Below are 24,142 nucleotides of genomic sequence, written 5' to 3'. Positions count from 1 at the left end.
TGTCTTGGGCTTTATTTTAGATAGTCCTCAAAACCGTTTTTAATGATTTCCTTAAAAGACTCACTGAACGCTTCAACACTTTGGCTGGATTCGATAAAAGGTTCGAGATCTTTTTTTATCTCACTTTCTTTGATATTTTTCACTTTTTCAAGTACCATCTTCAAAACTTCATTGCGCGATTTGTCGGGAAAAGCACATTCGAGCCGTTTCCAATTCGGCGTAAAATTTCTATCGCTTTTTTTAGCCTTTTCCAAAAACCAAACCAGATCAAAAACATCTCTGGCCTTAAATGGAATTTCTTGATCGTCGCCGTTAAAAAAATCGCGATTTAAAAATGCCCTAATTTTATTGGCAAAAAGCGTTTCTAAATTGTAATTGCGCACAAAGAAAGTAAAATCCCTGGTCGAGAGAGAGCTTGTTTCTAATTTATAACTCCCCAACGATTCTTCCGAGAAATCACAGCGCACGAATAATACTTCTTCATTACTGAACCCCAAACTTTTCAAAACCGGCAACTTAATAAATACCGTATTCCCATTACCACTGATTTTTGTTTCCGCTTGCTTGTACTGCAAGGTTTCCCAAAAGTATTTTTTTAGATCATCAGCAAATTTACTTACGCTAAACTTGCTCAAAAAATCGAAATCCAAATCTTCAGAAAGACGTGGCAACCCGTATATTTTGCGCAAGCAAGTGCCTCCGGTAAATATCAGCTCTTTATATTCCTTGCTATTATAAATAAAATTTAAAATGTAATTTTGCAACTCTTCTTTTAACAGGTTCCTTAAATAAAGCGGTTTAATCACGCTTTTGTTAGCCTCCACTGTTTGCCTTAAATTATCGATTAACATTGTTGTATCTTGAAGTATCCGCCCCTTTATTCAAATATTGTAAATCGGCTAACGCTTTTTCCAAAGAAGCCTCTTTGATTTGTTTGTCGCGCCATAAAATATTTTGATAGCCATTAAACAATTCCTGTTTGATCTGACGATAGGAAAAAGTGCCGAGTTCTGTCTGATAGACTCGCGCCGTTTTTGTGGTCACCGAGGTTATTTTAAATACCGCTTCAGCTGTAACATTTCCTTTCGATAAAACGTATTCCAGCGAAACATATGACGGACTTCTTAAAACATTTGCTAGGTATTCAAGATATTTCGTTTTATCCTCCGGATTTTGGCTTACCAGATCGACATAATAACGCGACGCGTAAACCCCATTTTTTAATTTAATTAGCACACCGCTTTTTAGCATTTTTTTTACCCAGTAATCAACCGCATCCTTCTTTTTATCAAGCAAAATGGACAAATTCTGCTTTGTCAGGATTGGCATACTCTTTATTTTACGCTCCACTTCTAGTAACATATATTACTAATTGTAGAGCCAATTCGGAAAATTGTCAAGCTCTTGTCATACGAAACTGACTCAACCGATCAGGGTCCGGCCCTGACTTCGGCTCCCACTTCACTAAAGTTACGAGGGACAGGCAGGGACGGACCCTCTGGCGACGACAAAATCTCCCGCGCTGGCACCCTCTCGAACATCCACAGGATGTTCTCAGGGAATCCGCCGCGCCCCTGTTCCCTTTTAGTAATCGCGGAGCTTACGGAGCGTTCTGTGCTGGCGGATTTTTTCTAGTGCCTTTGCTTCTATTTGGCGAATACGTTCGCGGGTGACGTCAAATTCTTTTCCGACTTCTTCCAAAGTGTGATGAATGCCGTCTTTCAAACCGAAACGCATTTCCAGAATTTTTTGTTCACGGGCGGCGAGATCGGACAACACTTCCATCACGTGTTCACTCAAAATTTCACGGGACGCCGCTTGTTCGGGCGTTACCGCTTCTTCGTCTTCAATAAAGTCACCGAGTGTTGAGTCTTCTTCGTCATCACCGACAGTTTGATCGATGGACACCGTTTCTTGCGAGATTTTCATAATATGTTGAATCTTGTCGACCGGGAGTTTCATTTCCACGGCAATTTCTTCCGGCAACGGATCGCGACCAAGGTCTTGCAGTAAACGGCGTTGAACCTGGGTAAACTTATTAATTGTTTCCACCATGTGCACCGGAATACGAATTGTGCGAGATTGATCGGCTAAGGCGCGAGTAATCGCTTGGCGAATCCACCAAGTGCCATATGTCGAAAACTTATAACCGCGACGATAATCAAATTTATCAACCGCGCGAAACAAACCCAAATTACCTTCTTGAATCAAATCAAGCAAGGAAAGATTTTTGCGGCCGGTATATTTTTTGGCAATAGAAACAACTAAACGCAAATTGGCTTCCGCCAGTCTCTTGCGGGCTTCTTGATCGCCTTTTTCCGCGCGCTTGGCCAATTCCACTTCTTCTTCGGAACGCAGTAGCGGTACTTTGCCAATTTCCCGTAAATACATTTGCACGGAATCGTTACTGATATTACTGATATCGATCACGTTGTCGTCGCCACTTTTAGTAGCCGTATGTCTTCCTTTCGCGGGTTCCGCTTTTTTCCCTTTTACTTTAGGTTTTTCTTCTTCTTTGTTTTCACTGGGCAATTCATAATCGATGAGTGAGCTAACCGGTTCCTCAATGCGCAACCCACGGCTAGAAAGTTTGTCGTAAAACATTTCGAGCGCCTCAATATTATCTTCCACTTCCGGAATGGCGCGCATAATTTCTTCTTCGGTCACAAAACCAACCTGTTGCCCCTTGCGCAACAAATCCCCAACAGCCGTGGAAGCTAAAATTTCTTCCGCGGTTAATTTTACTACGATCTTTGGTTTAATTGGTTTGGTTTCGTGCTTGTGCGACTTACCGTGAACGCCTTTTTTAAACGCAATTCTAGTTTGTACGGCTGTATGTTTTTTTGCCGCCCTTGAGATTGACTTATTCTGCTTTGACCGAGTAGCCTTTTTGGCTTTCTTCTCGACGTGTGAGGAATGCTTTTTTGAAGCTACCATAAATTAGGCCTCGTCCGTAAATAAATTCCCCATCTTCTGTTCAATACGCTCTGAATACGGCCGCTTTGATTGAACAAAATCTTGAGACGTACTTTCAGTACGTTGAAAGATTTTTGATTGAGAAGTGGTTGTAGTCAGAGATGTAGTGGACATAAGATGGGAATTTATTTATGGACGAGGCCTTAAGATGTCGTAAGACTTTCCGCTTGGATCAGTTTTTCTCTTAGCTGATCAATCTCTTGCATTAAAACTGATTTTTGTCGCGGATCTGCTTGCTCGAGCTTATTACTTTGTTTGTTTAAACATTGACGGAGATAAGACTGGAGCAATTCTTTCAGCAACGTATGGACTTCTTGATCGGGCTGATCGAGGAGACCTTCTTCCTGCTCAACTTCGATGGCAAGAAGGAAGATATCGACCAACCGACGGAGCTCTTCGCTAAGGTTTTCCCGAAGCTTTGAAAAATCAAACGAGGCCTCCTTGCGGTATTGGGCATTATACAACCTAATATACTCATTAAACAAGTCTCTAGTATGGTTACCAGAAAACACCTCGCTTGGCAAGTGTTCGAGAACATACGGAAGCGCTCCCGGCACCACTAACAAAAGAGTTAGTAAACGCTCTTCCTTGAGAACTATGGGATTGAGTTGCGATACTAAATTCTTTTTTTCAGTGACGTTTTGGTCTCCGATCTTGGCCGGGGATGGCGTTGATGCGCCAGTTTTAATTGCTATTTGTTGCAAACGCTTTACCTCTTCGTTGAGATAGCGCGATTCAATTCCCACCGCTTGCCCGAGACGTTGCAAATAATCCCCGCGTGTAATTGCTTCCGGAATTTTTGCTAACAACGGCAATAATTCTCCGGCAATACTTTTTTTATCTTGCGTATCCAATTTGGGATATTTTTTTAAAGCCCTCTGAAGCAAAAACGTAAACGCGTCACGGCGATGCGCGATGGCTTGTCGCCATGCGTCAGGAGTTTTAATTGCTACGTCCGCCGGATCCTGCCCATCCGGTAAAAGCACAACGGTTGCCGAAAATCCCGCCGCGATGGCCATGTCGATGGCGCGCCGATTGGCGTTGTCGCCCGCCGTATCGCCGTCAAAGGCAAACGCGATATTTTCCGTGAACCGTTTAATGATTTGCAAATGCTCTTCGGTTAACGCGGTTCCGGAAGTAGCCACCGCGTTTGTTATACCGGCCTGGTGCGAACCCATCACGTCCGTATACCCTTCGACGATAATAGCGAGATCTTCTTTGCGAATCATGTCACGCGCGCGATCCATTCCGTATAAAATTTTACTCTTACGATAAAGAACAGTTTCCGGACTATTAATATATTTTGCCGCCGGCCGATTGGGATCTTCTTTCAAAATTCTCCCCGCCAAGCCCACCACTGTGCCGTGCATATCAGTAAGCGGAAAAATCACCCGCCCGAAAAATCTTTCGTAATAGCCTCTACTTCCCTGGGCCACGATACCGGTTTGAATTAAATCGTTTACCGTCACACCCCGATTTTTTGCTTTTTCAATTAATGGCGTGCCCGTTGGCGGTACATAACCAATCCGCCAAGCACTAATGGTTTCCTCGGTTAATCCGCGTCCCAATAAATAATCACGCGCGACTTTACCGGCCGTAGTTTTTTCAAAGATAGCTTTATAAAATTCCGCGGTGGTATCAAGAGTGGATCGTAATTGTTCTTTTTCTTCCCGATGTTCCGGTTTTTCAAATGCCAGCGTCACGCCTGCTCGCTGAGCCAATACCCTCAAAGCCTCGGCGAAAGTCATTCCTTCTTTTTCCATCACCCAAGTAAAAACGTCGCCGGATTTGCCACAACCAAAACAATGAAACATCTGACGACTTGGTGTTACAATAAAAGACGGCGTCTTTTCGTTGTGAAACGGACAAAGACCCTTATAATTACCGCCCACACGTTTTAACCGCACCTGCTCACCAATCAGTTGCGCGATATCCGTTCTTTCTTTGACCTGGTCGACATTTGAATCACTCACAAAGATGAGCGTATATCGGTGTTAGTGATTGATCAATACCGGAAGTTTGGTGTTATATAACGGTGGCGTGGGTGTAGGAGTGGCACGAATTATTGTCCCGCTGGAAGAGGGAGTACTTACCGGTGTTGGGATTGGTGTTGGTGTTGAAACACCACCATTAATTAATGTAATTATACTTTCTGAAGAACCGGAACCGCCGGAACTGCTTCCACCGCCTCCGCCTCCGCTGCTTCCTCCTCCACCGCCACCACTTCCGCCAGAGGTCTTGGCTGTCACAATCTTCACCTTTTTATTACTCAAGAGGGTATATGATGTTTTCCCCGAATTAATACTTGTAACCGATATCTTTATATTCGCATCCCCCAATATGTAAGTTACAGGAATCTTAACTATTTTTTTTACTCCAAGCACATTCTTTGCCAATACCGTACATGTTCGTTTTATTAACCCCCGACAGATTTCGATTTGTTTTGTGTTATTCTTTTTTGCTAACGGCATAGCAATGCTAATTGAACCACCCCGTGGAATACTCAACACCACAACTTTTATCGGCAATATTGCCGCGGACACAAAAACCGTACACAACATAATAAAGACAAAAACAAAAATAACGCTCGCACGAAGAAATATTTGAAAGTACGACAACTTTGGATGACTCTCTTGTTCATCGTATAATCGATAGACTTTTTTTTGTTTTTCCTCTTTTTTCATGGTTTTTTATTCAACGCAACCTTATATTAAACTTCTCAATTTACACCACATAATCCACCCTCGCCCTCCTTTAACGAAAGGAGGGTAACGCTTTTCCTCTTTCAATCTTCAGCACAACACGATAAGCATACAAAAAACCGAGCCATTTAGCTATTCCCGTCCTCACCAGCCACAATTTTCCACTATAAGCTTTGCTACTTTATAACTTTGGGTATGACCAAAATCGGCTTCAGTATTTTTTAGCAATAGCTCCGTATATTGTCGCCATTCTTTTTTTCGTTCAGGTTTCATTATGTTGTCGTCGCCGAAATTATCATAAATCGTTGCCACCTTATCAATCACTTTGAGAAATTGAATAAACGTTGATTTGTACGGAACCAGCGTCTTTTCTTCGTCAAAATTTTTATACGTCATCTCACCGACCAACCGCACAACTTCTTCCGACAAATCTTGTGGCAATGGCAAAGTTGTATCCTCCACCACATCATGTAAAAGCAACACATGAAAACCCAATTCACGTTGTTCTTTTGGAAGGCTTAAGTCATTAAGAAGCATCAGTGCACACCAAATGGGATGAACAACAAAAGGCACCATGCCCCGTTGTCTTGTAGTCCATCCGTGATCGTTGATATTTAACTCATGCGCTTCGTAAGCAAAATCAATCAGCTTCTTAAATTCTTCCGGAGTAATCATTCGATCGTTGTTCCTTTAAATTCTTTCCCGTCCAAAATGTTTTTTACATTCTGTAAATCCTTGCCACCCGCCACGATCACGCGCAGTTTTTCTTTTTGGGCAAGTTGCGCCGCCACCGGATCCACAGGGGCATGAATGCCCGGCGACCATTTCTCCGGAATTAATTTTATGTATTCCTCCCAGGTCATTCGCGAAATCGGTTTGGCATCAGAATAAAATTGATTATCTTTGTCATACACGTAATCCGGTTTTCCCAAAATAATTGCTTGCGAATTATGAAAATCAACCGCAATTTGCACCGTCACAAAATCTGTCGACCATCCCGGACGCCAACCCGCACCGATTATTAAAGGATAACTGCCGAATTTCGTAATTTTCCCGCGCGCTTCAAAAATCACGGGGTTTGCTTCTTCACGAAAAACCGTCCGCAGGAGATGCGCATTTAATCTAGTGGCATGAATACCAAGCCAATCTTTATCTTCATCCGGTACTTCCACCACTTCGGCAGCCGCTTTTTGAAACTGACGCGCCGGTGCCCCACCGCCCACCACCAAAATAAACCGCTTTCCTTCCCTTATTTCTCCCCGAATAAAGGCGTGTAATGCCTTAAGATACTCCGTATTAACCTTGTCCGGGCAAATAATCGATCCCCCAACGGCGATGATATAGTCTTTGGTCATTGGGAGAAGTATAGCAGATTTTACAATATAATTATCAATTTTCAATGACCAATTTTCAATTAATGTTCAAACTCCAATTTTCAAACAACGACGTCGTTTTGATAATTAAATAATTGATAATTCATTGAAAATTGGGAATTGATAATTGATAATTTTAACCCCTCTATAGCTGATGGTGATCAAAATATATTATTAACTCCTAGACACACTAGCGTTTCCTCCCACCTTCAATCTCTCTAGTATTCTTTCCTCCACTTCCTGTTTTGGACGGCCGTATTTGAGACGGGATAATTCATACAAACTACTACGCAGTTCTTCATCACCACCCGGTGGCGGTGGTGATGCTTTCATCGAGAACGGCCGTTGCGGTTGGTTTTTAGCCAGTAAGCGCGTGAAACAATTGTAGTTAGGAACATTGATTAAATCGTACTCGTCAAAAACAGGCGCGAGTTGTTTGGCCATTAACTCCGAATCTTCCACACCGACACGATAAGAAATTACCGTACCGACGTTACCAAAGACGGCTTCCCGAATTTCATCCGAAAGCTGTGCAATAAATTGGTGGGTCAAATTCAAATCCAACCGATATTTACGCGCTTCGCTCAAAATTGTCCCTACCGTGTCAGTGGTGAAATTCTGAAACTCATCGAGATAAAGATAAAAGTCTTTGCGTTCATTTTCCGGAATGTCCGTGCGCGATAAAGCCGTGATTTGTAACTTACTGACCAAGATAAACCCAAGTAGATCGGCATTGATATCGCCCAACGAACCCTTCGACAAATTGACGAGTAAGATTTTTTTGTTATCCATTATCTCACGCAGATCAAAAGAACTCTTCGGCTGACCAATAATATTGCGAATTACTTCGTTACCAATAAAACGCCCCAGTTTACTGATAACATAAGACAACATATCGGCCGATTGTTGACCCTTCAACGATTGGGCGTATTCTTTTTCCCAAAACTCTCGCACTATCGGATTTTTTACTTTTGCCACCAACCAGTCGCGAAAAACTTTATCGGTAAAAAGACGAGAAATATCAATCATCGTTGAATCGGGATCCTCTACTAATGTAAGTAGAGCATTTCTTAAATAGTGTTCAAACATCGGACCGATCGATTCCGGGTTCATTCGCGTGGCCAGTTTTTCAATAATCATAATCAATTCGGAAACCACCAAATCGCGTTGGGCCGGATTGCGCGCCTCCAACATATTCAAACCTAAAGGCCTTTCTGTATCACGCGGATCAAAAATGATTACGTCTTCGGCTCGCTCGCGGGGAATCTGCAAAAGAATATCCTCAATCAGTTGACCGTGCGGATCAACCACGCCAACTCCTTCGCCATTACGAATATCCTGCATAATCATGTTTTTAAAGAGCGTCGTTTTGCCGGTTCCGGTTTGTCCGATCATATACATATGACGACGCCTGTCCTCTCTCTGGAGCCGAATGGGAGTCTTTATTCCTCGGTAGTCATTATACCCAAGCAAAATACCGTTTTGGGGCAAATTAGCCGGCGCCGCTACACTTCTTGAGGTGCGCCAACGAATATTGGGTGTTTCGGTGGTAGATAACGGAAAATGAAAAAGTGACAAAAGCTCCGTCAACGACAAAACCATGCACTGTGACCGTTTGAATGTCCGAAAAATATAATCACGGAAAAAACCGCGTTTCGTTTGCCGATGCGTACTCAACTCATTTAATGAGGGATCACCAAATTGCGTCAAAGATTCTTTCAGTACCATAAAGTGCGCTTCCGCCGCCTCTTTGGTTTTGCACGACACTATCATACGCATTGTCACTTCAAATTGATATTCGCCGGTTTTTTTATCTACTCGCTCTAACCTCTCTTGTTCGGCGGGAGACATTTGCGGAAGCCACTTGTCTTCCTTATCGTCTTGCCTTTGATTTTGTTGACTGTTTTTCATCAACGAATTATTCACCGTACGACCCAAACCGCGTGCCGCTTCGCCGAAAACGGAACTTCTATGACGAACCGTTTTTTCCTTACCCAAAGCAACATTACGCGTAATCCTGCGCCCTTTGGCGCGGATTCGCGCGGATGCCGGACGCACAATAAATTGCACCGCACCTCCGTCACCTTTCTCCATTTTAGAAAGCGCTTGCGTAATACCCTGCATCGGATCGGACGGTAAGTCTTCAAATGTTTTTAACGGCAAATATTTTTTGTGGTGCTGTTTTACAATTCCACCCTCCACGGTGTCCCCTTCTTCAAAAATCGTATAATCCGCCACGCGTTTGACATCGGCACGGGGATAAAACGCCAGAATCTGTTTTTCCATAAATTCTTCGTAACGCCTAGGCACCGACACAAAAAAGATAATTTCACCATTCGGATGCGCGACAATTTCAAAACCCCATGTCGGTTTACCAAAAATAATATTCTTAATGAAATTTTCTTCACGCAGTCCCGCCAAACTGGCCAGAAACTGCGAACCGCGCATAATTTGCTCCTGCACCGTTCCTTCCCGATCTTTTTCTTGTTGGGGCAAATCTTTCGGCACCGTTACTTCCAGTAAAATCAAATGTAAAGAAGAAAGCAACCGTTCCTCCTGCATGTATCGCAAAACCAGATAAGCAACTATGCCTACGATAATCAGCAACAAGAAAAGAACAAGCAACTGGATCATCCCGATGGCAACATTTTTCTGGCCGTCATGTCTTGATAAAGATGATCGGTGAGCGTGTCGTGAAACAAATCAAGTTTGCGATACATGGCGGCCTTGTCGACCTTGCCACCCGCCATCATAATTATTTCCAACATAATTTTCTCCACCGCTTTTTGAACAGTTGTAGCGAAAGCGATGTTTATATACTGTTGGACACCGGCGCGATCTTCCGCGCTGTATTGCCACTCGCCTTTTCCTTCCACGGAAGCCACCGGACCCGCACCACTAGTTTCACTTTCCAATTCTTCGCGAATCGCGTCTTTGATCCGTTTTTCCGTCAGCTCGTTTTTTCCTTCCAGGCCGGATTCAGCCTCATTCTTGTTTTCCAGATTTTCTTTAACGCGCTCGGCAAATTGCTTCGCCTTTTCAGGGTTTTCAAAAACCAAACTGCCTTCGGGATTTTCTTTCTTAATTAATTCAACCATACCCACATTATGCTGCTTTTGCGACAGTTAAACAACCGACATTCCATATTTCCAATTCAACACTAAAAACACGTAAATGCGTTCTCTTGCGACTTTTATTTATTTATTTTCCCCAATATTTCAAAGATTCTTTTTTTATCCAATATTTTGCTCTTAACTTTTCGAACTTCTTTAAGTGCCTCCACTCCTTCGCCGATCGCCCGATTTTGAATTTCCTTGATCGCCGTGTCCATTTCAACAGCCTCTTGCAAAAAAGCGAAGATGAGCTCGTTCTTCATATCAACCGGAAACTCGTTAATGTGCTCAATGATAAAAGTCCGTGCAGTAGTTTCTTCACCGGTTACAACAATATCGGAGAGTTGCTCTAAAATAGTACTCATTTGGGTTTCTTTTTAGGAAGTAAACGCTTATTAGGCACATCAATTTTCGAATTTCCTTCCAGGTCTTTAAGAAATTCATCAACAATAGGCTCAATCAACGCTTTGTATACTGCGGCCCACACACCACCACGATCCTTTATGGCCTTTTCCTTTTGTTGTTTGGCAAATGTCTCGAAGAATCCTTCCCTAGCAGACACAAGCATGGCTGGGTTATTCAAATCAAAGTTTTCTTCAATAACAAAATCCGCAAAAGAAGCAGTGGCTGATTTATAAAATTCTTCTCTCATTGGTTCCGTGTTTTTCAATTTTGCCACTTCATCTTTCATTTCCTTGAAACCCATCGCCTTTCCTACAACAAGTTTTTCACCCATGATAACTTTTCCTATTTCATTTGAACCACTGGTTGAACAAAACTCACCCAATTTTATAGCCGTTGATTTTTCTGCAGCTTCAACTTCAACAGCCAACGCGGCAACATCTGTAAATTTATCAAGCCCGGATTTCGTTTCTCCTGGGACAGCAACATCAGAAAACTTGGCAGCATTCATTTCAATTAATTCCTGTTGTTCCTTAGACCATTTTTTACCCTTCCAAAGCCAAAACCCGGTCTCCTCTTTTGGACCTTCACCTTTTGCCTCCAGTAATCGTTCAATCTCCTTCTTTTTAAGCGTTGGATCGACAACCATCATTACTTGTAGCGCCTCATTTTGTGACAAGTGAGAATCTTTCAATAATTCAGCTGCAGCCTTTTGCGCCTCGGCATTATTTTTTTGAACCTCAACCCATTTTGTATACACCATATAAAATTCTTCATGATTACTACCCGGTGCCAATGCAATTTTTTCAACCGTTGCGGCCATTGCCTCCCGTAACCCTTCTTCACCAGTCAATTCCGCAAGCCGACCCAATTCTTTTGGCGCCACTTTTATAAACCCTGCGAGCGCCTCTTTGGTTCCCAGGCCGGTTTTAATTTCCTCTGCCTCAGTGCGTCTTTTTTGAAATTGCTCCCTCGCCGTAGCGAGTGAATCAAGATCGCCCGCTAATAATTCGCCTTTATTTACCAGTTTTGTGGCTAATTCAGGTTTCCCTTGCGTTTCTAACCAGACATTAAAGCCTCGACCAAGGTCTTTGTCGTCCACAATATCCTTAAGGGTTGGCGGTTTTTTCTCTACCGGCTTACCTGCGACTGGAGTAGTTTCTTTTGGCATATATAAATAATATCACAAACTGATACCAATTACACACAATGACATTGTTGACCACGCAAAACAGGTATATGTTTTAAGTATGACTGAAACATACAAAGGCGAAGGAAATATGACCGATTGGGCATTAGAAAACAGTAATGAAGAAAAAGCGGTGCCCGAGAGCACAGAATGGCTACGCGATTTTTTCGCCGTACACGAAAAAGCATTCGCGGATGATCGTGAACGCGCCACTTTTCGCCGTTACCTGGAAGAATATCGCATCCGTGAATCAGAAGCGCCGGTATTCATGACCGCCTATCTGCAGGGCCCGGATCAGATGAAAGCGTATGTAAACCAGCGCTGGAAAACAGGAGAAGAACCAAAAGAACAACCGGAAATTCTGCCATTCAAAAAACCGGAAGAGGAAGCACCAAGACCGGAAACGGAACACAAAACCGCGGCGTAGGAAAATATCAAAGAAAACATCCCACTTCGCCAAGGCTCCCATTCTTCGCTTCCGCCAGCTGGCGGAGCTACGAAGGACAAGCCGCGGGGTTATTTTTGATTCGCACAAAATGCGAATCAAAAATAAAAAACTCGGAACCGATGGTTCCGAGTCACTGAAAAAATCCAGTTTCACGTCACGTCGCTTCACCGTTCACGCGAACGTTCAGGCGTTTTCTCCAATCTTCGATGAGCCGTAAATCCCCTTTGACCTGTTTCTGCAAATCATCAAAGATGTCAATTGCCCTTTGAGGCACCACCTCACCATCACTCACCAGCTTAACAAGTTCGGCCAGGAACCTTCCTCGTGAAGAGGATAGACCGCGATGCCGCTTCCGGCATTGCACCAACCCATCACTAGCAAAGTCGATTATCTTCTTCTTCCGTCCAGGCTTGACACCCAAACGCGTTTTCAGATCGTCGACATCGATGTTGTGGATTTGCGCCGCCTGTGGAATCGTCAACGATTCCGTTGCAACGGCAAGCGCCGCCTTATTGACCCGCCTGCGCTTGATCCGGTTCTCGACACTGTCGACATACTTCCGAGCCAAAGACGCAGGAAGGTTGAGCAACTGACCAATGTTCTTTTTGGTTGCCCCGGCATCCAACAAAGCTTCGATCGTATGTTCCGTGTCATCCTTTGTGGGTGGCAAAGAACCACCGACATTGGCTTTGTAGGAAGCGGAAATCAGTCCGATTTCACCACCAGGAACCTCGGTCAACTGCACCAAAATCTTATCCTTACCACACAGCTCATAGGCGGCCTTGCGATGCCGACCGTCAACGACTCGAAAACGTTCACCAACCGACACAACAACGATTGGGGGCAATTCAGTTCCCGCTTGCACCAGATCGGCAAGTGTTACCACCCAATCTTCGTTGAGCGCCGTGCGAACAAAGAGGTCCGCGTCAACCAACAAAAGATCTAACTCAACTGTGCTTTCGAACTTCTTACTCATTTCTCTTTTCCTTGTTGCTAGGGTTGCTATACCGGACGAACATAACGCGCCGACTTGGCGCGCCACCCGGCTTTCTTCTTCTGAATGTCGGAAACTTCAACTATCGTCCCTTTTTCAGGATACTCACTCTCTTGCCAGACCGGTGGTTCAAGCGAGAAAGTTATTACTCCCAACTTTTCATCACGTCCCACTGCGTATGGTCCGTGTTTGCCGTTGAGGACAACTTTTTCAGTCACCACTTGGCGACTCGCTGATGCGCTACTCATCATTACCCTCCACCTCCTCTTCTTTTTCAATCAGTTTGGATGAGAGAGCGCACAATCCACAAGAAAGGTCCTGAATCGTTCCTCGATACTGAAGATACAAACTTTTCGCTTCATCGGGTGAAAGTTCTTTGATTTGCGGCTGTTGAAGCAGTTTCGCCAGCGCAAAAATAAGACTCCTCGTCGCCTGATGAAAACCGATGTCTGTATGGTCGGGGATACGCAAACGTGGAACTTTTTCCTGTGGAACAACTTCTACGTCTCCTTCCGTTACCACCTTTTCCGTGGTTAAAGGAAAACCCGCAGGATACTCAATTCTACTTTTCTCCTTTCTTTCCTCTAGTTCATTCCTTCTTGCTTTCCATGCGTCGAAAATCCTCCTTCCTTTTTCCTCTGAAATTCCTTCCGCCGGTCTCAAAACGCGAATCAAATGTTGTTCATTGGAATAGCCAATAATCTCCGCCGCGTCTTGTGGCGTCAGAAGACCATACCCAATAAGCTCCGCAAAACCCTTTCTTGTTTTGAGCCCCTCCAGTTCGGAAACACGAAAACCAATCAAATCCAGATAGCACATCAGCCGTATTCGCGTCTCGCCACACGGAAGATTTGAAGAGTCCTTGACCCAACGAACCACGGTGGAATCAGTAACCTGACAGAATCTTCCAATCGAAGCACGAGCTTCCGTTGATTTATGCGAACTCTTGGATAGTTGCGCCCGATAGCACTTCCCAAGATGCTGAACGCACTCCTGAAAAGTTCCACGAAACACTACCAAGGGCTCTACTACTGTTCCTACTGATTGTTCGGCCACATGTCTCCTCCTTTCTAACTCTTGATTTAAGTTGTGACAGTTCAAACAAGGGGAATAACGCATTCCCTCACACGGCAATACATTACATCAACTATATTTTTCTGTCCACACGGGTAGGGTGTAGGCACATTCTAGCCCGAAGTGCAACACCCAGCCCTAAATAAAGCATTCTGTGAAAAACTAGTAGTGAAACCTAAAACTCTCTCACTATTAATCAAACCGACAAAAAAATACGCTCCACACGAAAATCCCGTCGCGGGACGGGATTTTCTGAAAAAGAGCGGAGGGAGTGGAATTCGCCCGCTAGCGCAGCGGGCGCCCGCCGATGTGGCGGGCGAACTTCCGCATCGCCGAGCGGTCGTTGTCGTTTTCCCCCCAATCCGCGTGGCGAATCGCGGCGAAATATCATTCTGCGTCGTTTTGCGACGCTCCGCTTTTGGTCGTTTCGGGCGGATGTGAAACTTGGCGAGCCACTCGGGTTAAGTACCCATGAATTTTGGGAACCATTGGGCTTTTTTGGAGATGTTTTGAGAAGCAGGTTGAGGCACTCGGGGCGAAAACTATTTTCTACGAACTAATATTATAGCTGCGCATATGCCATTTGTTATCACAACAGTTATTAAGTATAGGGATGTGGTTAGATTGAAACTTGTGAGTGCAAAAAGAGCCAGAGCACTAGAAGCTGAACTTAACCCGTAATTTGATGCGGTTTCAGTTTTCGGTTCTTCATAAGCCTTTCTAATTGTTGGTAGAAAACCAATAAAATCAGTTAGAGTTACAACTACAACCGAGAGAAGTGCGTTGTGAAGAAACAAGTATATAAATATGGCAACCAATGCACTAACTAAACAAATTTTATCAAAAGTTTTTATATTGTGAGTTCCATATTTGAAAGAAAGCAAAAATATAAACCCACAAAATAATGCACCAACAGCAAGAGATAATACTCCGATACCAGCACCACCACTAAACATGGCAACAACACCTATCGTTTGTAGAATAGTCCAAACCAACCAACTATACGCATGAGGCTTCGTTGTGCCTCGAAAGACATCTCTTATGTAAGGAATAAAACAGGCTATACCCACCAAGGAAGAAGCGATTGCAAAAATAATTTGTAAATTCATTTTTTTATTATACAAGCAATCTTACTTATAAACACAAAGTCAACTGCGGAATACCTCGGCGCTAAGTATTTCTGCTATTTTTATTAAGATAGATGTTTACTTACAAAAGCTCTTCCAGATCCAGATTTTAGATATTTTTCAAATTCAAATGCTTTGTATTTATCTTGGATCGCAAAATAGAAATCTAATTCCACCGGCAAACAATCTTCTGTAACAGGCACGGCACGGGTCATACGTAAATTGTCTGGAGACAATTTACGTATGACCCCAGCCTACCCCCGTTGACTAATGGGTTAGAGAACCTATAGTGGGATTACAGCACACACTCGACAAGAAACTATAACCATCATTAAGGAGATGCGTAACATGCAACGTTCGATACAAAAACAGAAAGAACGTAAGCAACGAATCGCGCACACACCGAAAAGCATTCAGCTGTCGAAGAGCGAAGATGTCAATATGCATCCCAGCGTGCCAGTCATGGACAATTACTGTTTTCACCAAGAGAGGCTCTCCATGGAAACGATCGAAAAGGTTGAATCCCATCTATCCATCTGTAAAAGATGCCGAGAGGATACGGATCATGGAACAGTAAATACTGACTACTTCCGACGTCTGGAAAAAGCACCGATTGACTGCTAGTCGCCATTGTTCCTTTTTCCAGTTCTTTATTGCCTCGCGCACAGTAATGTGTCCGAGGTTTTTTTATAGACCATTAATTAATGTGGCCACTTCATTCAATGACGTGTATATATAATCTGCTTGGGAAAAATCTTGATTTCGCGAGAAGTTATTTGGTATGGCTGCGCAGAGTAGGCCGGCTGCCTTGGCGGCGGTCACACCAATTGCCGTATCTTCCACCACAATTATACTATGTGATGGCTGATGAAGTTTAGCCAACGCCACAAGATAGGACTCGGGATGAGGTTTACGGTGACAAATGTCATCCGCCGATATAATTACCGTAAAGTATTTAGCAAAACCAAACTTATTAAGAAACATTTCAACAGTAGGTCTACTCGCACTGGTTGCCAGCGCCAAGATAATTCCTTTTTCTTTAAGAGACGACAGTATTTCTAATGTATCAGGCATGAGTACCACCATCTTCTGCCATAATGCGCGGTAGTGTTCGTGGATACTAGAGACAACTTGCACCGGCAATATTGGAAGGCTGTTATTTTTAACAATTTCAGGAATATAGTCGTCAGAATGACGACCGGGAATAAGTAATACGTCCTCATCTGAGAGCGTATAACCAAACTCGGAAAAGGCCTGCTGCGCAGCCTTAACATTCACAGGCTCTGAATCAATCAAGACTCCGTCTAGGTCGAAAATAACTGCACAAATCATTTTTAAGATTGTAGCACTTTTCGAACTAGGCTACTCGGGTCTGCCGATAATAAAATCTGTCTGCGGGCGTTTTTGGACGAAGTTCGAACGTTTTTCGACGCAAACGCGTGACGCCCCCCCCCCAACAACGAAACGCCGACGCGAACGTACGAATGAACTATAACGCGATGCGCTAAGTTGGGAAAGTTTAATGTGAAAACAGATGGTGTCCAGCAGGACCGCGAACCGGTGGCCAGAAACACGCAATATCAATTGCGAGTTTCGAGGCCGATTCTCTCTGAGTCAACAAAACGGTTTTTTGGAACCTAAGACTTATACACTGTTTACATGATGTTTCATGTTGTATCATTAACACAACATGAAAAAGTGGAAGGTATATAAAATTATTGGCGTAATAATTGTTGTTGTTGTGCTTTTGGACATCAGTAATCCTTTAGGAAATTGGAACCGTTCGATCAACAGGTTTGCTGTATCAACCCGGAGCGTCTCACTTTGCTATCTTATGATTGGACAAACAACAAACATTCCTCATGCTTTTATTTCCTTTGATATCTTTGGCGGTGGTGGTGTGATAGACAAAGAAACCTGCATCGACGATGTCGCATCAAAGCTAGGCGACTTTGCTATTTGTAATAATCATTTTACGAAACCAGATTCTGCTCTTGGTACAGGAGGGCTTGGCGGATGTTATATTCACGTTACGATCGCTAATGTTCATAATTACAATGGCAAAAACAAGGGGCCGGAATCATGCTCGGGCATGAATGATAGTGACCGCAAAAAAGATTGTATTCAGGATTTTGCTATAGAAAAAAAAGATCCCTCTATTTGCAATCTCCTGTCAAGTGAGATAATTAATGCGACTGGGTCGCCTCGGGATGTATGCAAAGATCTTGTTGGTCCATTGCCACAAGACTTACAAACTTATGTAAATAATGAATATGGATTTCAGATCGACTACCCAAAAGATTGGCACTTTGCATTGCCTGCCCAAACTCTCGGTGTTACAACCTATGATTTTGGTGGTTCACGTGGGTACCCCATAAGACCTGAACTGTGTGGAATAAGTTTGGTTAGTAACGCTTGTCCACCGCTTTTTGCCGTAAATGCTCCGGGTGACAAGGTTGGTGTAAGTTTATATTTATTTGATAGTAAAAAAGCATCCGATGCTCATCAAGAGATATTCAAAATAGGGACATTTCATGATGGTGCAAATAATAGGTACTACGAACTACGAGGGACAGTTTATGGCGCAGCTAGTCCATTGGACATGCGACTTAAAACGAGTGTATGGAACAAAATGGTTTCCTCATTTAAGTTGATAAAATAAAACAGTTTTATCTACGTTATAATTTTCCGAAGCTCAATTAGTTCGCCAGAAAACCGTTTGCAAAATCCGATCGGGTAGTCCACCCAAAGAAACGTTGGTATAAAAAATAGTGGAGCCCGCCGTCGGTGCGGGGGACGGCGGGCGGGACGACAGGAAATTCGTCTTGGCCTGCGCCGTAAAATCAAAAAGTTCAACCCAATTGGATGAAAGATTTTTGTCTGTGAGAACAGGGTTAGAGTCGATTTTTTGGAAAAACTCTTTCTATGCGAAATAGTTTTCACCTTTTTCCAAAATAATGACTTCTCTCAAAGACAAAACGAAACTCCGCAAGGGTTCGACCCAATTTTTTCTCTGTTGCCCAAAATCCTTAAAACTTTCCTCAAATTTCTTTTTGGTGCAGCGATAATAAGTATATTTTGTGCCAAAACGATTGGTCGCATATTGAGCCGTAATCATACTTCCGCACTCACCGCATCGAGCGAATTGTGCAAACGGAAAATGATTTGGCAGTTTTTGCCTCTTGGAAAGAGGCGACAATTTCAAGTTTTTCTTTAACGGCAAATTCTTTTAAAATACCTACTGACCAATGTACGAAGTCATCTGCGAAGGTGGATAGTTCACGCTTTGTCTTTGACTATCCATATATTTATTTTGTCCCGTTGCAGGATCATAACAAACGGGTCTGTATTGCTCTGGTACATTGTTCAGTTTAGGGCAGTCTGCCACGCTCTGTGCATCTTTTTGAGCTATATGCCACGTACCCGCTTGCTTATATGCAAAAGTGGTACCAGGGCCAGTATTGTATTGCACTTTATCTTGGCCGAATATTCTAAAATAGCCCAATTGACTACGAGTCAGACCAAACTGCGATGATACTTCCTGAAATATTTGATCTAATGTCAAATTTGATTGCTTCGGTGTAGGTGTAGGTGTAGGTGTAGGTGTAGGTGTAGGTGTAGGGCTGGGCTTCTGGGTGTTAGTTGCTTGTGTTGGTGCTGGAGTAGGCGTTTGTTGTGTTATTGGCGCCGACTTTTTAACAACCGCAAAATACCCACCCGCACCTATAAGTACGACAATTATTACGACCAAAATTATGTTTGCAAAACCTTTTTGATTCATATTTTTGAAACTTATGTTATTAAATATTTTATTCGACTGAATAAAATGATTAAAAATTTTATTTTCCCAAAATTAAAATTTAGTTTGAGCCAATATTTTTATCAGGTTCATTGGCAGTTTTTAAGTTCAGGATTTTGGTTCGGAATTTTTGGCCAGACCTTCGCCACCGCAGGCGGCGAAATGCGTCCGAACTGCTTTAAGAATAAACCACCAAACAGGAAATTGCAAGCAAGACTGCATCTGTTTTCACATTAAACTTTCCCAACTTAGCGCATCGCGTTATAGTTCATTCGTACGTTCGCGTCGCGTTTCGTTGCTGGGGGGATGTCACGCGTTTTCGCCGAAAAACGTTCGAACTTCGTCCAAAAACGCCCGCATATTAAAAAACAGGGCTTCCCCTGTTTTTTAATATGCGGAGAGGGTGGGATTCGGCCTCAAAACTTGCAATGATTTGCAAGTTTCGAGCTGGCACCTTTCGTCCTGCCACTGGCAGGACTACAGCAACCGCCGCTCCCAGCAAGCGGTCTTGCGAGACATCGCTTGCCGTTCGAATCCCAACACGACACGCGCAGGCGTGTCGATCCCTCTCTCGCAATTTTAAAACGGGATTTTATCCCGTTTTAAAATATGCGTGCGGAGAGGGTGGGATTCGAACCCACGGTACTATTTCTAGTACACACGATTTCGAGTCGTGCGCTTTCGACCACTCAGCCACCTCTCCAAATTACGTCCAAAGACTATACTACTTGAACATTGCTTTTACAATCTATTCCAATAAACTATTCGATAAGCGACATAATGACAATCCTTCTATTTTATGTATACTTACCATATTCAGATGAGAAGGGATCCGGACGGCTTACTGCCTAAGGAGCCCTTTTTCATGTTATTACAGACTCGCTTCCACCAAATACGCTTTAATTGTTTCGTCTTGCACGGAAAAACCTTCTTTGAAAACTACCTGTTCGGAATAATCGATATCTTCAAAAAATGCGAGTTGGGTGCGAAATATTTTTTCGTTAAATTCGTTACCGAATACTTCCTTACCCTTCTCCGTGATTTCTTTCACGGTATGCCCCGCTTTTAAGATGAAATACAGATCAACGTAATCCCTCCATTTGGCGCGTCTGCCTAGCGCAAACGCTTTCATTGCGGCAAGCGTTAGCAGATTTGGCAATTTTACAACATCATCCAATGATTCTGAAAAATCGATTTTGTAGGGAAACTGAAAGAATGTAAACCTGACACCGTTGCAGATAAGCGTAAATTGGCCTGTTTCATCTCGCAACACAGTATCAATTTTTGCGAGACGCAAAATTTTTCTTCTTATTTTTGGGTTGGAAAATTCATCAAACATAAACAAATCAAAATCGATTGATTCTCGATGACCAAGATGAAACGCGATTGCCGTTCCACCCACCAATCCAAAATCTTTCAAAAACAATTTTACAACTGGCAATAATTGTATTTGCGCGACGGTAAGAATTTCCTTATGCATATTTTTTGAAATACAGTGAGAAATAATTAATTATTTTTGGATCATAATTGACACGCGGACGATTTGTTTGTTCTCTAAATATCTTTGCCACTTCTTTTATTCCTATCAATTTGAACAGCTCGCGCACGTCATCCATATCGCCGTAATTTAACACACCCTCAATAATCGCCCCGTTTGAAAGGCCATCATAATTTTTCGTAGACCAAAAAAGATGTTTCCTTTTTCGAACAAAATCACCCGTTGTCATAGGTGAATTATAGCATATTTAAGGCATAAATAAAGACAACGCTAACCTCAACAAAACGGCACGCATTAAGGTCCGACCTCTGCAGAGGTCGGACCTTAATGTTTCTAGATTTACACTTCGAACACGCGTACCGATTCGTCCCAATTGCCGTGACGGTTTGAGGTTAAACCGGAAACAGCGATAATGCGGTCGCCTTTTTTGAATTTGTATTTTTTCTTCAGTTCCGGTGCCAAAATCGCCCAGGCTTCACGGGCTTCGCTGAATTTTTCAATCGAATAGGGATCAACACCCCAACTCAACGCTAACTGGTTTCTCGTAGATGCTTCAGAGGTTGCAACAATAATTGGCAAAAGCGGACGATGACGAGAAACACAACGGGCGGTGAACCCGGTGCGACTCATCACAAAAATCGCCTTAGCGCCAATTTCTTTAGCGATAATACAGGCGGCCGCGCTCATTGCCAAAACGGGCGGTGCGGTGCCATCCAGAGGAGGTAAAGTTACCATATCATCTAATGGTGAAGCCTCCGTCGAGCGTGCAATATCAGCCATTGTTGTAACGGTTTCAACCGGATACTTACCCATTGCCGATTCTTGCGAAAGCATTGTGGCATCCGTATGATCAATCACCGCGTTGGCCACATCCGAAATTTCCGCGCGAGTTGGACGGGGCGCGTTGGTCATTGAATCTAACATTTGCGTCGCCGTAATCACAGGCTTGGCGGTTTCCAAACACTTTTGAATCATTTTCTTTTGCCAAATTGGTACTTCGGAGGCCTTAGTTTCCAACGCCAGGTCCCCGCGCGCCACCATAATACCGTCGGTTTCCGCCACAATTTCATCCAAATTCACTAGCGCTTCATGTTTTTCAATCTTGGAAATAATCAAAGGTACGGCCATTCCTTCAGGCAATCCTTTTTTGATTAAACCGCGCAATTCACGAATGTCAGACGGACGACGAACAAAAGAGATGGCGACAAAATCCACGCCTTGTTTCAAACCAAACACCAAATCTTCTTTATCTTTTTTAGACAAGGCGGAAGTACTCAACGATGCCGTGGGGACGGTAATCCCTTTGTGAGAAATCAGTTTCCCGCCAATAATCATGCGACAGTGAATTTCTCTGCCGTCAACTTTTTCAACGGCCACTTCCAAATTTCCGTCATCCAATAGGATGCGATCACCTTCTTTAACGTCTTTGTGCAAATTCTTGAACTGCACCGGAATTACTCCTTCGGAATATTTTTCTGTACCGGTGGTTAAAATAATTTTCGCATCTTTTTTTATCTCCACGCCACCGTCCGGTAATTTTCCAACGCGTATTTTCGGGCCCTGCAAATCCAACAACAATGCGACAATCGCCCCATTCTTTTCGGCGGCTTTCCGAATATTCTGGATCAACAACGCGTGGTTTTCATACGTACCGTGCGACATATTTAAGCGAGCAACATTCATGCCGGCTCTTACCATTGCCGATAATTTTTCTTCCGACTGGCACGCCGGCCCGATGGTGCAGACGATCTTGGTTCTTTTAAGCATGTTGGTAGCTTATCAAATAATAATGAATAAGAAAAACTTGGAGAACAACCAAACTTATAAATTATCAATTTTCAATGACCAATTATCAATTAATGATCAATTCTTAAATTATCAAAAGGCGACGTCGTCATTGATAATTGAATCATTGATAATTAATTGAAAATTGGGAATTGATTATTGAAAATTAATCACGCCCTTGTTCCCCAACAAAACACTAAGGTTTTTTACCTTTTCTACTTGCGTAACCCGAAAAATACTAAAAGTTAATCTTTTCCGCCAATTGCGAAACTAACGGCATTTTGTACCATTTGCCTTGCGCGGCGGAAACGATACCAATGATTGCTATTACTAAAACCACAACATTCAAAACCCCACCAATTCTTGGAATAAATCCGCAAATTAAAAAGGCAATAAACAAAACGAAACCTTGTTTGGCATGAAATTGCGCGAACGGACTGTCTTTTTTAACCAACAAGATGATCAAGCTGACGATAAAGATATATGAAATTGCGGCTAATGCTTTATTCTTTTGCACGTCGTCAGCTGGATTCGGCGTGGCAGGTGTTTGTGGTAATGCGTCCATGATGTTATTTAATTTAGATTTAATAACTCTATTATATGTGGAGATTGTCTGTTTGTCACGCAAAGTGACGGTTGACCAGAGACCGACCTTGGACCTCATTTCGCTCACCCTTCGCATAAAGCTACGGAGTGACGCAGTAAAGATATGAGGGGCAGGCAGGCCAAGGTCGGTCCCTGGTTGGCAATTGGTGTATAATAATTTCGCACAAACATGTGTTTTAACAATTAAACCAAAAACTATGAACAAGAAATTAGTAGTTGCTCTCGGGATCAGCGCATTGGCGCTAGGTTTATTCGTCACTGGTGCGCAAGCAAAAAAGACTGTTTCTCCAGCTAAAGCAAGCTGTGTCCAATCAGCCGTGGCAAAGAGAGAAACAGCGACGATTGCCGCTTTTGATCTCTACACGACCCAAATGCGCAACGTTTTGGGCACCAAAAAAGAAGCTCTACAAAGCGCCTGGGGCAAAACAGTGTTGGCGGAACGCCGTGCCGCTTTAAATAGTGCCGTGAAAAATTTCAAAAACTCCCGCCTAGAAATCCGCAAGACATACAAGACCACCCAAAAAGCCTCTTGGGATTTGTTCAAAGATGAACAAAAGAATTGTGGCACAGCCGGGTTACAAGAAGACAACGCCGGACAAGCGGAAGAAAATTTGATTTAGAAAATACTTAAAACACGTTATTAGGGAGTATCCTGCGAAAGGATACTCCCTAATTATTGACATTTCTTTATATTTAATTATGCTGGAACGGCGTTCTTTAGTAGACCCAACAAAATATGCAGGGAGAATTCAATGCCCAACGAAACACCCCAAGACGTCAACGCCGGCCAGCCCGTCAGTTCCCAGAATTTTGAGAAGTTACCCACAATGAAGGATTTCGATTTGACCGATGGACAAAAGTGGGAACTCAAAAGACTGCAGCAGGTCCACGAGATGGGAATAAATCCCGAAACCGTTCTTGGAGAGCCACGAGAATTCACCGCTTGCCTCACCTAACACTGACCTTCACCGGTCAGTTTTTTCTTCACAAACACCGTAGGGGCAATTCATGAATTGCCCCTACACGTATAACCCTTTGTTTCGCGCTTACCCCGTA

The 24,142-nt window shown here is 43.2% G+C and carries 28 protein-coding genes and 1 tRNA gene; 6 read left to right on the top strand and 23 right to left on the bottom strand.

Annotated elements, in window-relative coordinates; translation table 11 throughout:
- Positions 1-11: 11 nt before the first annotated feature.
- From Q7S57_03995 to Q7S57_03945, 11 genes are all read right to left on the bottom strand, one after another.
- Positions 12-851 (bottom strand): nucleotidyl transferase AbiEii/AbiGii toxin family protein, encoded by an 840-nt coding sequence (locus Q7S57_03995; protein ID MDO8512409.1) that lies wholly within the window; start codon positions 849-851, stop codon positions 12-14.
- Positions 838-1,362 carry a hypothetical protein gene (locus Q7S57_03990; protein ID MDO8512408.1) on the bottom strand — a complete coding sequence of 175 codons (525 nt, stop codon included), beginning with the start codon at positions 1,360-1,362 and terminating at the stop codon, positions 838-840. The genes Q7S57_03995 and Q7S57_03990 overlap by 14 nt, the downstream gene beginning before the upstream one ends.
- 222 nt (positions 1,363-1,584) lie before the next feature.
- Complete coding sequence (locus tag Q7S57_03985) at positions 1,585-2,937, bottom strand: sigma-70 family RNA polymerase sigma factor (protein ID MDO8512407.1); 1,353 nt, start codon at positions 2,935-2,937, stop codon at positions 1,585-1,587.
- A 182-nt stretch (positions 2,938-3,119) separates the two neighbouring features.
- Positions 3,120-4,949, bottom strand: a complete 1,830-nt coding sequence (gene dnaG, locus Q7S57_03980) for a DNA primase (GenBank protein MDO8512406.1) — start codon at positions 4,947-4,949, stop codon at positions 3,120-3,122.
- Between the two features lie 21 nt (positions 4,950-4,970).
- Positions 4,971-5,660 (bottom strand): hypothetical protein, encoded by a 690-nt coding sequence (locus Q7S57_03975; GenBank protein ID MDO8512405.1) that lies wholly within the window; start codon positions 5,658-5,660, stop codon positions 4,971-4,973.
- Positions 5,661-5,822: 162 nt separating this feature from the next.
- Positions 5,823-6,353: a hypothetical protein gene (locus Q7S57_03970; GenBank protein MDO8512404.1), complete on the bottom strand. Its 531-nt coding sequence runs from the start codon at positions 6,351-6,353 to the stop codon at positions 5,823-5,825.
- Complete coding sequence (pyrH, locus tag Q7S57_03965; protein MDO8512403.1) at positions 6,350-7,033, bottom strand: UMP kinase; 684 nt, start codon at positions 7,031-7,033, stop codon at positions 6,350-6,352. The genes Q7S57_03970 and pyrH overlap by 4 nt, the downstream gene beginning before the upstream one ends.
- A 192-nt stretch (positions 7,034-7,225) precedes the next feature.
- Positions 7,226-9,685 carry a type IV secretion system DNA-binding domain-containing protein gene (locus Q7S57_03960; protein ID MDO8512402.1) on the bottom strand — a complete coding sequence of 820 codons (2,460 nt, stop codon included), beginning with the start codon at positions 9,683-9,685 and terminating at the stop codon, positions 7,226-7,228.
- Positions 9,682-10,149, bottom strand: a complete 468-nt coding sequence (locus tag Q7S57_03955) for a hypothetical protein (protein MDO8512401.1) — start codon at positions 10,147-10,149, stop codon at positions 9,682-9,684. The genes Q7S57_03960 and Q7S57_03955 overlap by 4 nt, the downstream gene beginning before the upstream one ends.
- A gap of 95 nt (positions 10,150-10,244) precedes the next feature.
- A complete protein-coding gene (locus Q7S57_03950; protein ID MDO8512400.1) occupies positions 10,245-10,529 on the bottom strand; it encodes a hypothetical protein in 285 nt (94 codons plus the stop codon).
- On the bottom strand, positions 10,526-11,737 hold the full coding sequence (locus Q7S57_03945; protein ID MDO8512399.1) for a hypothetical protein: 1,212 nt from the start codon (positions 11,735-11,737) through the stop codon (positions 10,526-10,528). Before Q7S57_03945 ends, Q7S57_03950 begins: the two co-directional genes overlap by 4 nt.
- Before the next feature lie 79 nt (positions 11,738-11,816).
- Between Q7S57_03945 and Q7S57_03940 the strand changes: the two genes are divergently transcribed.
- Positions 11,817-12,182, top strand: a complete 366-nt coding sequence (locus Q7S57_03940) for a hypothetical protein (protein ID MDO8512398.1) — start codon at positions 11,817-11,819, stop codon at positions 12,180-12,182.
- Positions 12,183-12,357: 175 nt separating this feature from the next.
- Here the strand turns inward: Q7S57_03940 and Q7S57_03935 are convergent, their stop codons facing one another.
- From Q7S57_03935 to Q7S57_03925, 3 genes are read right to left on the bottom strand one after another with little or no spacing between them, the layout of a single operon-like run.
- Positions 12,358-13,179: a ParB N-terminal domain-containing protein gene (locus tag Q7S57_03935; GenBank protein MDO8512397.1), complete on the bottom strand. Its 822-nt coding sequence runs from the start codon at positions 13,177-13,179 to the stop codon at positions 12,358-12,360.
- A gap of 26 nt (positions 13,180-13,205) precedes the next feature.
- On the bottom strand, positions 13,206-13,445 hold the full coding sequence (locus Q7S57_03930) for a hypothetical protein (protein MDO8512396.1): 240 nt from the start codon (positions 13,443-13,445) through the stop codon (positions 13,206-13,208).
- Entirely contained in the window at positions 13,438-14,253 is an 816-nt protein-coding gene (locus Q7S57_03925) for a hypothetical protein (protein MDO8512395.1), read from the bottom strand. The genes Q7S57_03930 and Q7S57_03925 overlap by 8 nt, the downstream gene beginning before the upstream one ends.
- 186 nt (positions 14,254-14,439) lie before the next feature.
- Here Q7S57_03925 and Q7S57_03920 point away from each other — a divergent pair, with 186 nt between their 5' ends.
- A complete protein-coding gene (locus tag Q7S57_03920) occupies positions 14,440-14,712 on the top strand; it encodes a hypothetical protein (GenBank protein ID MDO8512394.1) in 273 nt (90 codons plus the stop codon).
- A 101-nt stretch (positions 14,713-14,813) separates the two neighbouring features.
- Here Q7S57_03920 and Q7S57_03915 read toward each other — a convergent pair whose 3' ends face one another.
- Complete coding sequence (locus Q7S57_03915; protein ID MDO8512393.1) at positions 14,814-15,380, bottom strand: hypothetical protein; 567 nt, start codon at positions 15,378-15,380, stop codon at positions 14,814-14,816.
- A gap of 705 nt (positions 15,381-16,085) precedes the next feature.
- The gene (locus Q7S57_03910) at positions 16,086-16,730 is read right to left on the bottom strand and encodes an HAD family phosphatase (GenBank protein MDO8512392.1); all 645 of its coding nucleotides are present in this window, start codon (positions 16,728-16,730) and stop codon (positions 16,086-16,088) included.
- Between the two features lie 358 nt (positions 16,731-17,088).
- On the opposite strand from Q7S57_03910, the gene Q7S57_03905 reads away from it, so the two are divergent.
- Entirely contained in the window at positions 17,089-18,060 is a 972-nt protein-coding gene (locus tag Q7S57_03905) for a hypothetical protein (protein MDO8512391.1), read from the top strand.
- A 261-nt stretch (positions 18,061-18,321) separates the two neighbouring features.
- Here Q7S57_03905 and Q7S57_03900 read toward each other — a convergent pair whose 3' ends face one another.
- Together Q7S57_03900 and Q7S57_03895 are read right to left on the bottom strand one after the other, a co-directional pair.
- Positions 18,322-18,597: a zinc ribbon domain-containing protein gene (locus Q7S57_03900; GenBank protein MDO8512390.1), complete on the bottom strand. Its 276-nt coding sequence runs from the start codon at positions 18,595-18,597 to the stop codon at positions 18,322-18,324.
- A 39-nt stretch (positions 18,598-18,636) separates the two neighbouring features.
- Entirely contained in the window at positions 18,637-19,179 is a 543-nt protein-coding gene (locus Q7S57_03895; protein ID MDO8512389.1) for a hypothetical protein, read from the bottom strand.
- Between the two features lie 45 nt (positions 19,180-19,224).
- On the opposite strand from Q7S57_03895, the gene Q7S57_03890 reads away from it, so the two are divergent.
- A complete protein-coding gene (locus Q7S57_03890; protein MDO8512388.1) occupies positions 19,225-19,434 on the top strand; it encodes a hypothetical protein in 210 nt (69 codons plus the stop codon).
- Positions 19,435-19,813: 379 nt separating this feature from the next.
- Here the strand turns inward: Q7S57_03890 and Q7S57_03885 are convergent.
- From Q7S57_03885 to Q7S57_03865, 5 genes are all read right to left on the bottom strand, one after another.
- A tRNA-Ser gene (locus tag Q7S57_03885) sits at positions 19,814-19,900 on the bottom strand.
- Between the two features lie 168 nt (positions 19,901-20,068).
- Positions 20,069-20,677: a nucleotidyl transferase AbiEii/AbiGii toxin family protein gene (locus Q7S57_03880; protein MDO8512387.1), complete on the bottom strand. Its 609-nt coding sequence runs from the start codon at positions 20,675-20,677 to the stop codon at positions 20,069-20,071.
- A complete protein-coding gene (locus Q7S57_03875) occupies positions 20,670-20,924 on the bottom strand; it encodes a hypothetical protein (protein MDO8512386.1) in 255 nt (84 codons plus the stop codon). The genes Q7S57_03880 and Q7S57_03875 overlap by 8 nt, the downstream gene beginning before the upstream one ends.
- A 110-nt stretch (positions 20,925-21,034) precedes the next feature.
- Positions 21,035-22,462, bottom strand: a complete 1,428-nt coding sequence (gene pyk / locus Q7S57_03870) for a pyruvate kinase (GenBank protein MDO8512385.1) — start codon at positions 22,460-22,462, stop codon at positions 21,035-21,037.
- Between the two features lie 256 nt (positions 22,463-22,718).
- Positions 22,719-23,144: a hypothetical protein gene (locus tag Q7S57_03865; GenBank protein ID MDO8512384.1), complete on the bottom strand. Its 426-nt coding sequence runs from the start codon at positions 23,142-23,144 to the stop codon at positions 22,719-22,721.
- A gap of 139 nt (positions 23,145-23,283) precedes the next feature.
- Between Q7S57_03865 and Q7S57_03860 the strand changes: the two genes are divergently transcribed.
- On the top strand, positions 23,284-23,706 hold the full coding sequence (locus tag Q7S57_03860; protein ID MDO8512383.1) for a hypothetical protein: 423 nt from the start codon (positions 23,284-23,286) through the stop codon (positions 23,704-23,706).
- Positions 23,707-23,838: 132 nt separating this feature from the next.
- Positions 23,839-24,042, top strand: coding sequence for a hypothetical protein (locus tag Q7S57_03855; protein MDO8512382.1), 204 nt, complete (start codon positions 23,839-23,841; stop codon positions 24,040-24,042).
- The last annotated feature ends 100 nt before the right edge of the window (positions 24,043-24,142 follow it).

This window comes from bacterium (assembly GCA_030647555.1).
GTDB lineage: Bacteria > Patescibacteriota > Andersenbacteria > UBA10190 > CAIZMI01 > CAIZMI01.
Note: the sequence above shows the minus strand (reverse complement) of the source record. Positions and strands in the feature narration are given on the sequence as shown.

Coding starts and splice junctions, on each gene's coding strand:
- Q7S57_03995 (MDO8512409.1), bottom strand. CDS start 851: ATGTTAATCGATAATTTAAGGCAAACAGTGGAGGCTAACAAAAGCGTG.
- Q7S57_03990 (MDO8512408.1), bottom strand. CDS start 1,362: ATGTTACTAGAAGTGGAGCGTAAAATAAAGAGTATGCCAATCCTGACA.
- Q7S57_03985 (MDO8512407.1), bottom strand. CDS start 2,937: ATGGTAGCTTCAAAAAAGCATTCCTCACACGTCGAGAAGAAAGCCAAA.
- Q7S57_03975 (MDO8512405.1), bottom strand. CDS start 5,660: ATGAAAAAAGAGGAAAAACAAAAAAAAGTCTATCGATTATACGATGAA.
- Q7S57_03970 (MDO8512404.1), bottom strand. CDS start 6,353: ATGATTACTCCGGAAGAATTTAAGAAGCTGATTGATTTTGCTTACGAA.
- pyrH (MDO8512403.1), bottom strand. CDS start 7,033: ATGACCAAAGACTATATCATCGCCGTTGGGGGATCGATTATTTGCCCG.
- Q7S57_03960 (MDO8512402.1), bottom strand. CDS start 9,685: ATGATCCAGTTGCTTGTTCTTTTCTTGTTGCTGATTATCGTAGGCATA.
- Q7S57_03955 (MDO8512401.1), bottom strand. CDS start 10,149: ATGGTTGAATTAATTAAGAAAGAAAATCCCGAAGGCAGTTTGGTTTTT.
- Q7S57_03950 (MDO8512400.1), bottom strand. CDS start 10,529: ATGAGTACTATTTTAGAGCAACTCTCCGATATTGTTGTAACCGGTGAA.
- Q7S57_03945 (MDO8512399.1), bottom strand. CDS start 11,737: ATGCCAAAAGAAACTACTCCAGTCGCAGGTAAGCCGGTAGAGAAAAAA.
- Q7S57_03940 (MDO8512398.1), top strand. CDS start 11,817: ATGACTGAAACATACAAAGGCGAAGGAAATATGACCGATTGGGCATTA.
- Q7S57_03935 (MDO8512397.1), bottom strand. CDS start 13,179: ATGAGTAAGAAGTTCGAAAGCACAGTTGAGTTAGATCTTTTGTTGGTT.
- Q7S57_03930 (MDO8512396.1), bottom strand. CDS start 13,445: ATGAGTAGCGCATCAGCGAGTCGCCAAGTGGTGACTGAAAAAGTTGTC.
- Q7S57_03915 (MDO8512393.1), bottom strand. CDS start 15,380: ATGAATTTACAAATTATTTTTGCAATCGCTTCTTCCTTGGTGGGTATA.
- Q7S57_03910 (MDO8512392.1), bottom strand. CDS start 16,730: ATGATTTGTGCAGTTATTTTCGACCTAGACGGAGTCTTGATTGATTCA.
- Q7S57_03905 (MDO8512391.1), top strand. CDS start 17,089: ATGAAAAAGTGGAAGGTATATAAAATTATTGGCGTAATAATTGTTGTT.
- Q7S57_03895 (MDO8512389.1), bottom strand. CDS start 19,179: ATGAATCAAAAAGGTTTTGCAAACATAATTTTGGTCGTAATAATTGTC.
- Q7S57_03890 (MDO8512388.1), top strand. CDS start 19,225: ATGATTAAAAATTTTATTTTCCCAAAATTAAAATTTAGTTTGAGCCAA.
- Q7S57_03880 (MDO8512387.1), bottom strand. CDS start 20,677: ATGCATAAGGAAATTCTTACCGTCGCGCAAATACAATTATTGCCAGTT.
- Q7S57_03875 (MDO8512386.1), bottom strand. CDS start 20,924: ATGACAACGGGTGATTTTGTTCGAAAAAGGAAACATCTTTTTTGGTCT.
- pyk (MDO8512385.1), bottom strand. CDS start 22,462: ATGCTTAAAAGAACCAAGATCGTCTGCACCATCGGGCCGGCGTGCCAG.
- Q7S57_03865 (MDO8512384.1), bottom strand. CDS start 23,144: ATGAGGTCCAAGGTCGGTCTCTGGTCAACCGTCACTTTGCGTGACAAA.
- Q7S57_03860 (MDO8512383.1), top strand. CDS start 23,284: ATGAACAAGAAATTAGTAGTTGCTCTCGGGATCAGCGCATTGGCGCTA.
- Q7S57_03855 (MDO8512382.1), top strand. CDS start 23,839: ATGCCCAACGAAACACCCCAAGACGTCAACGCCGGCCAGCCCGTCAGT.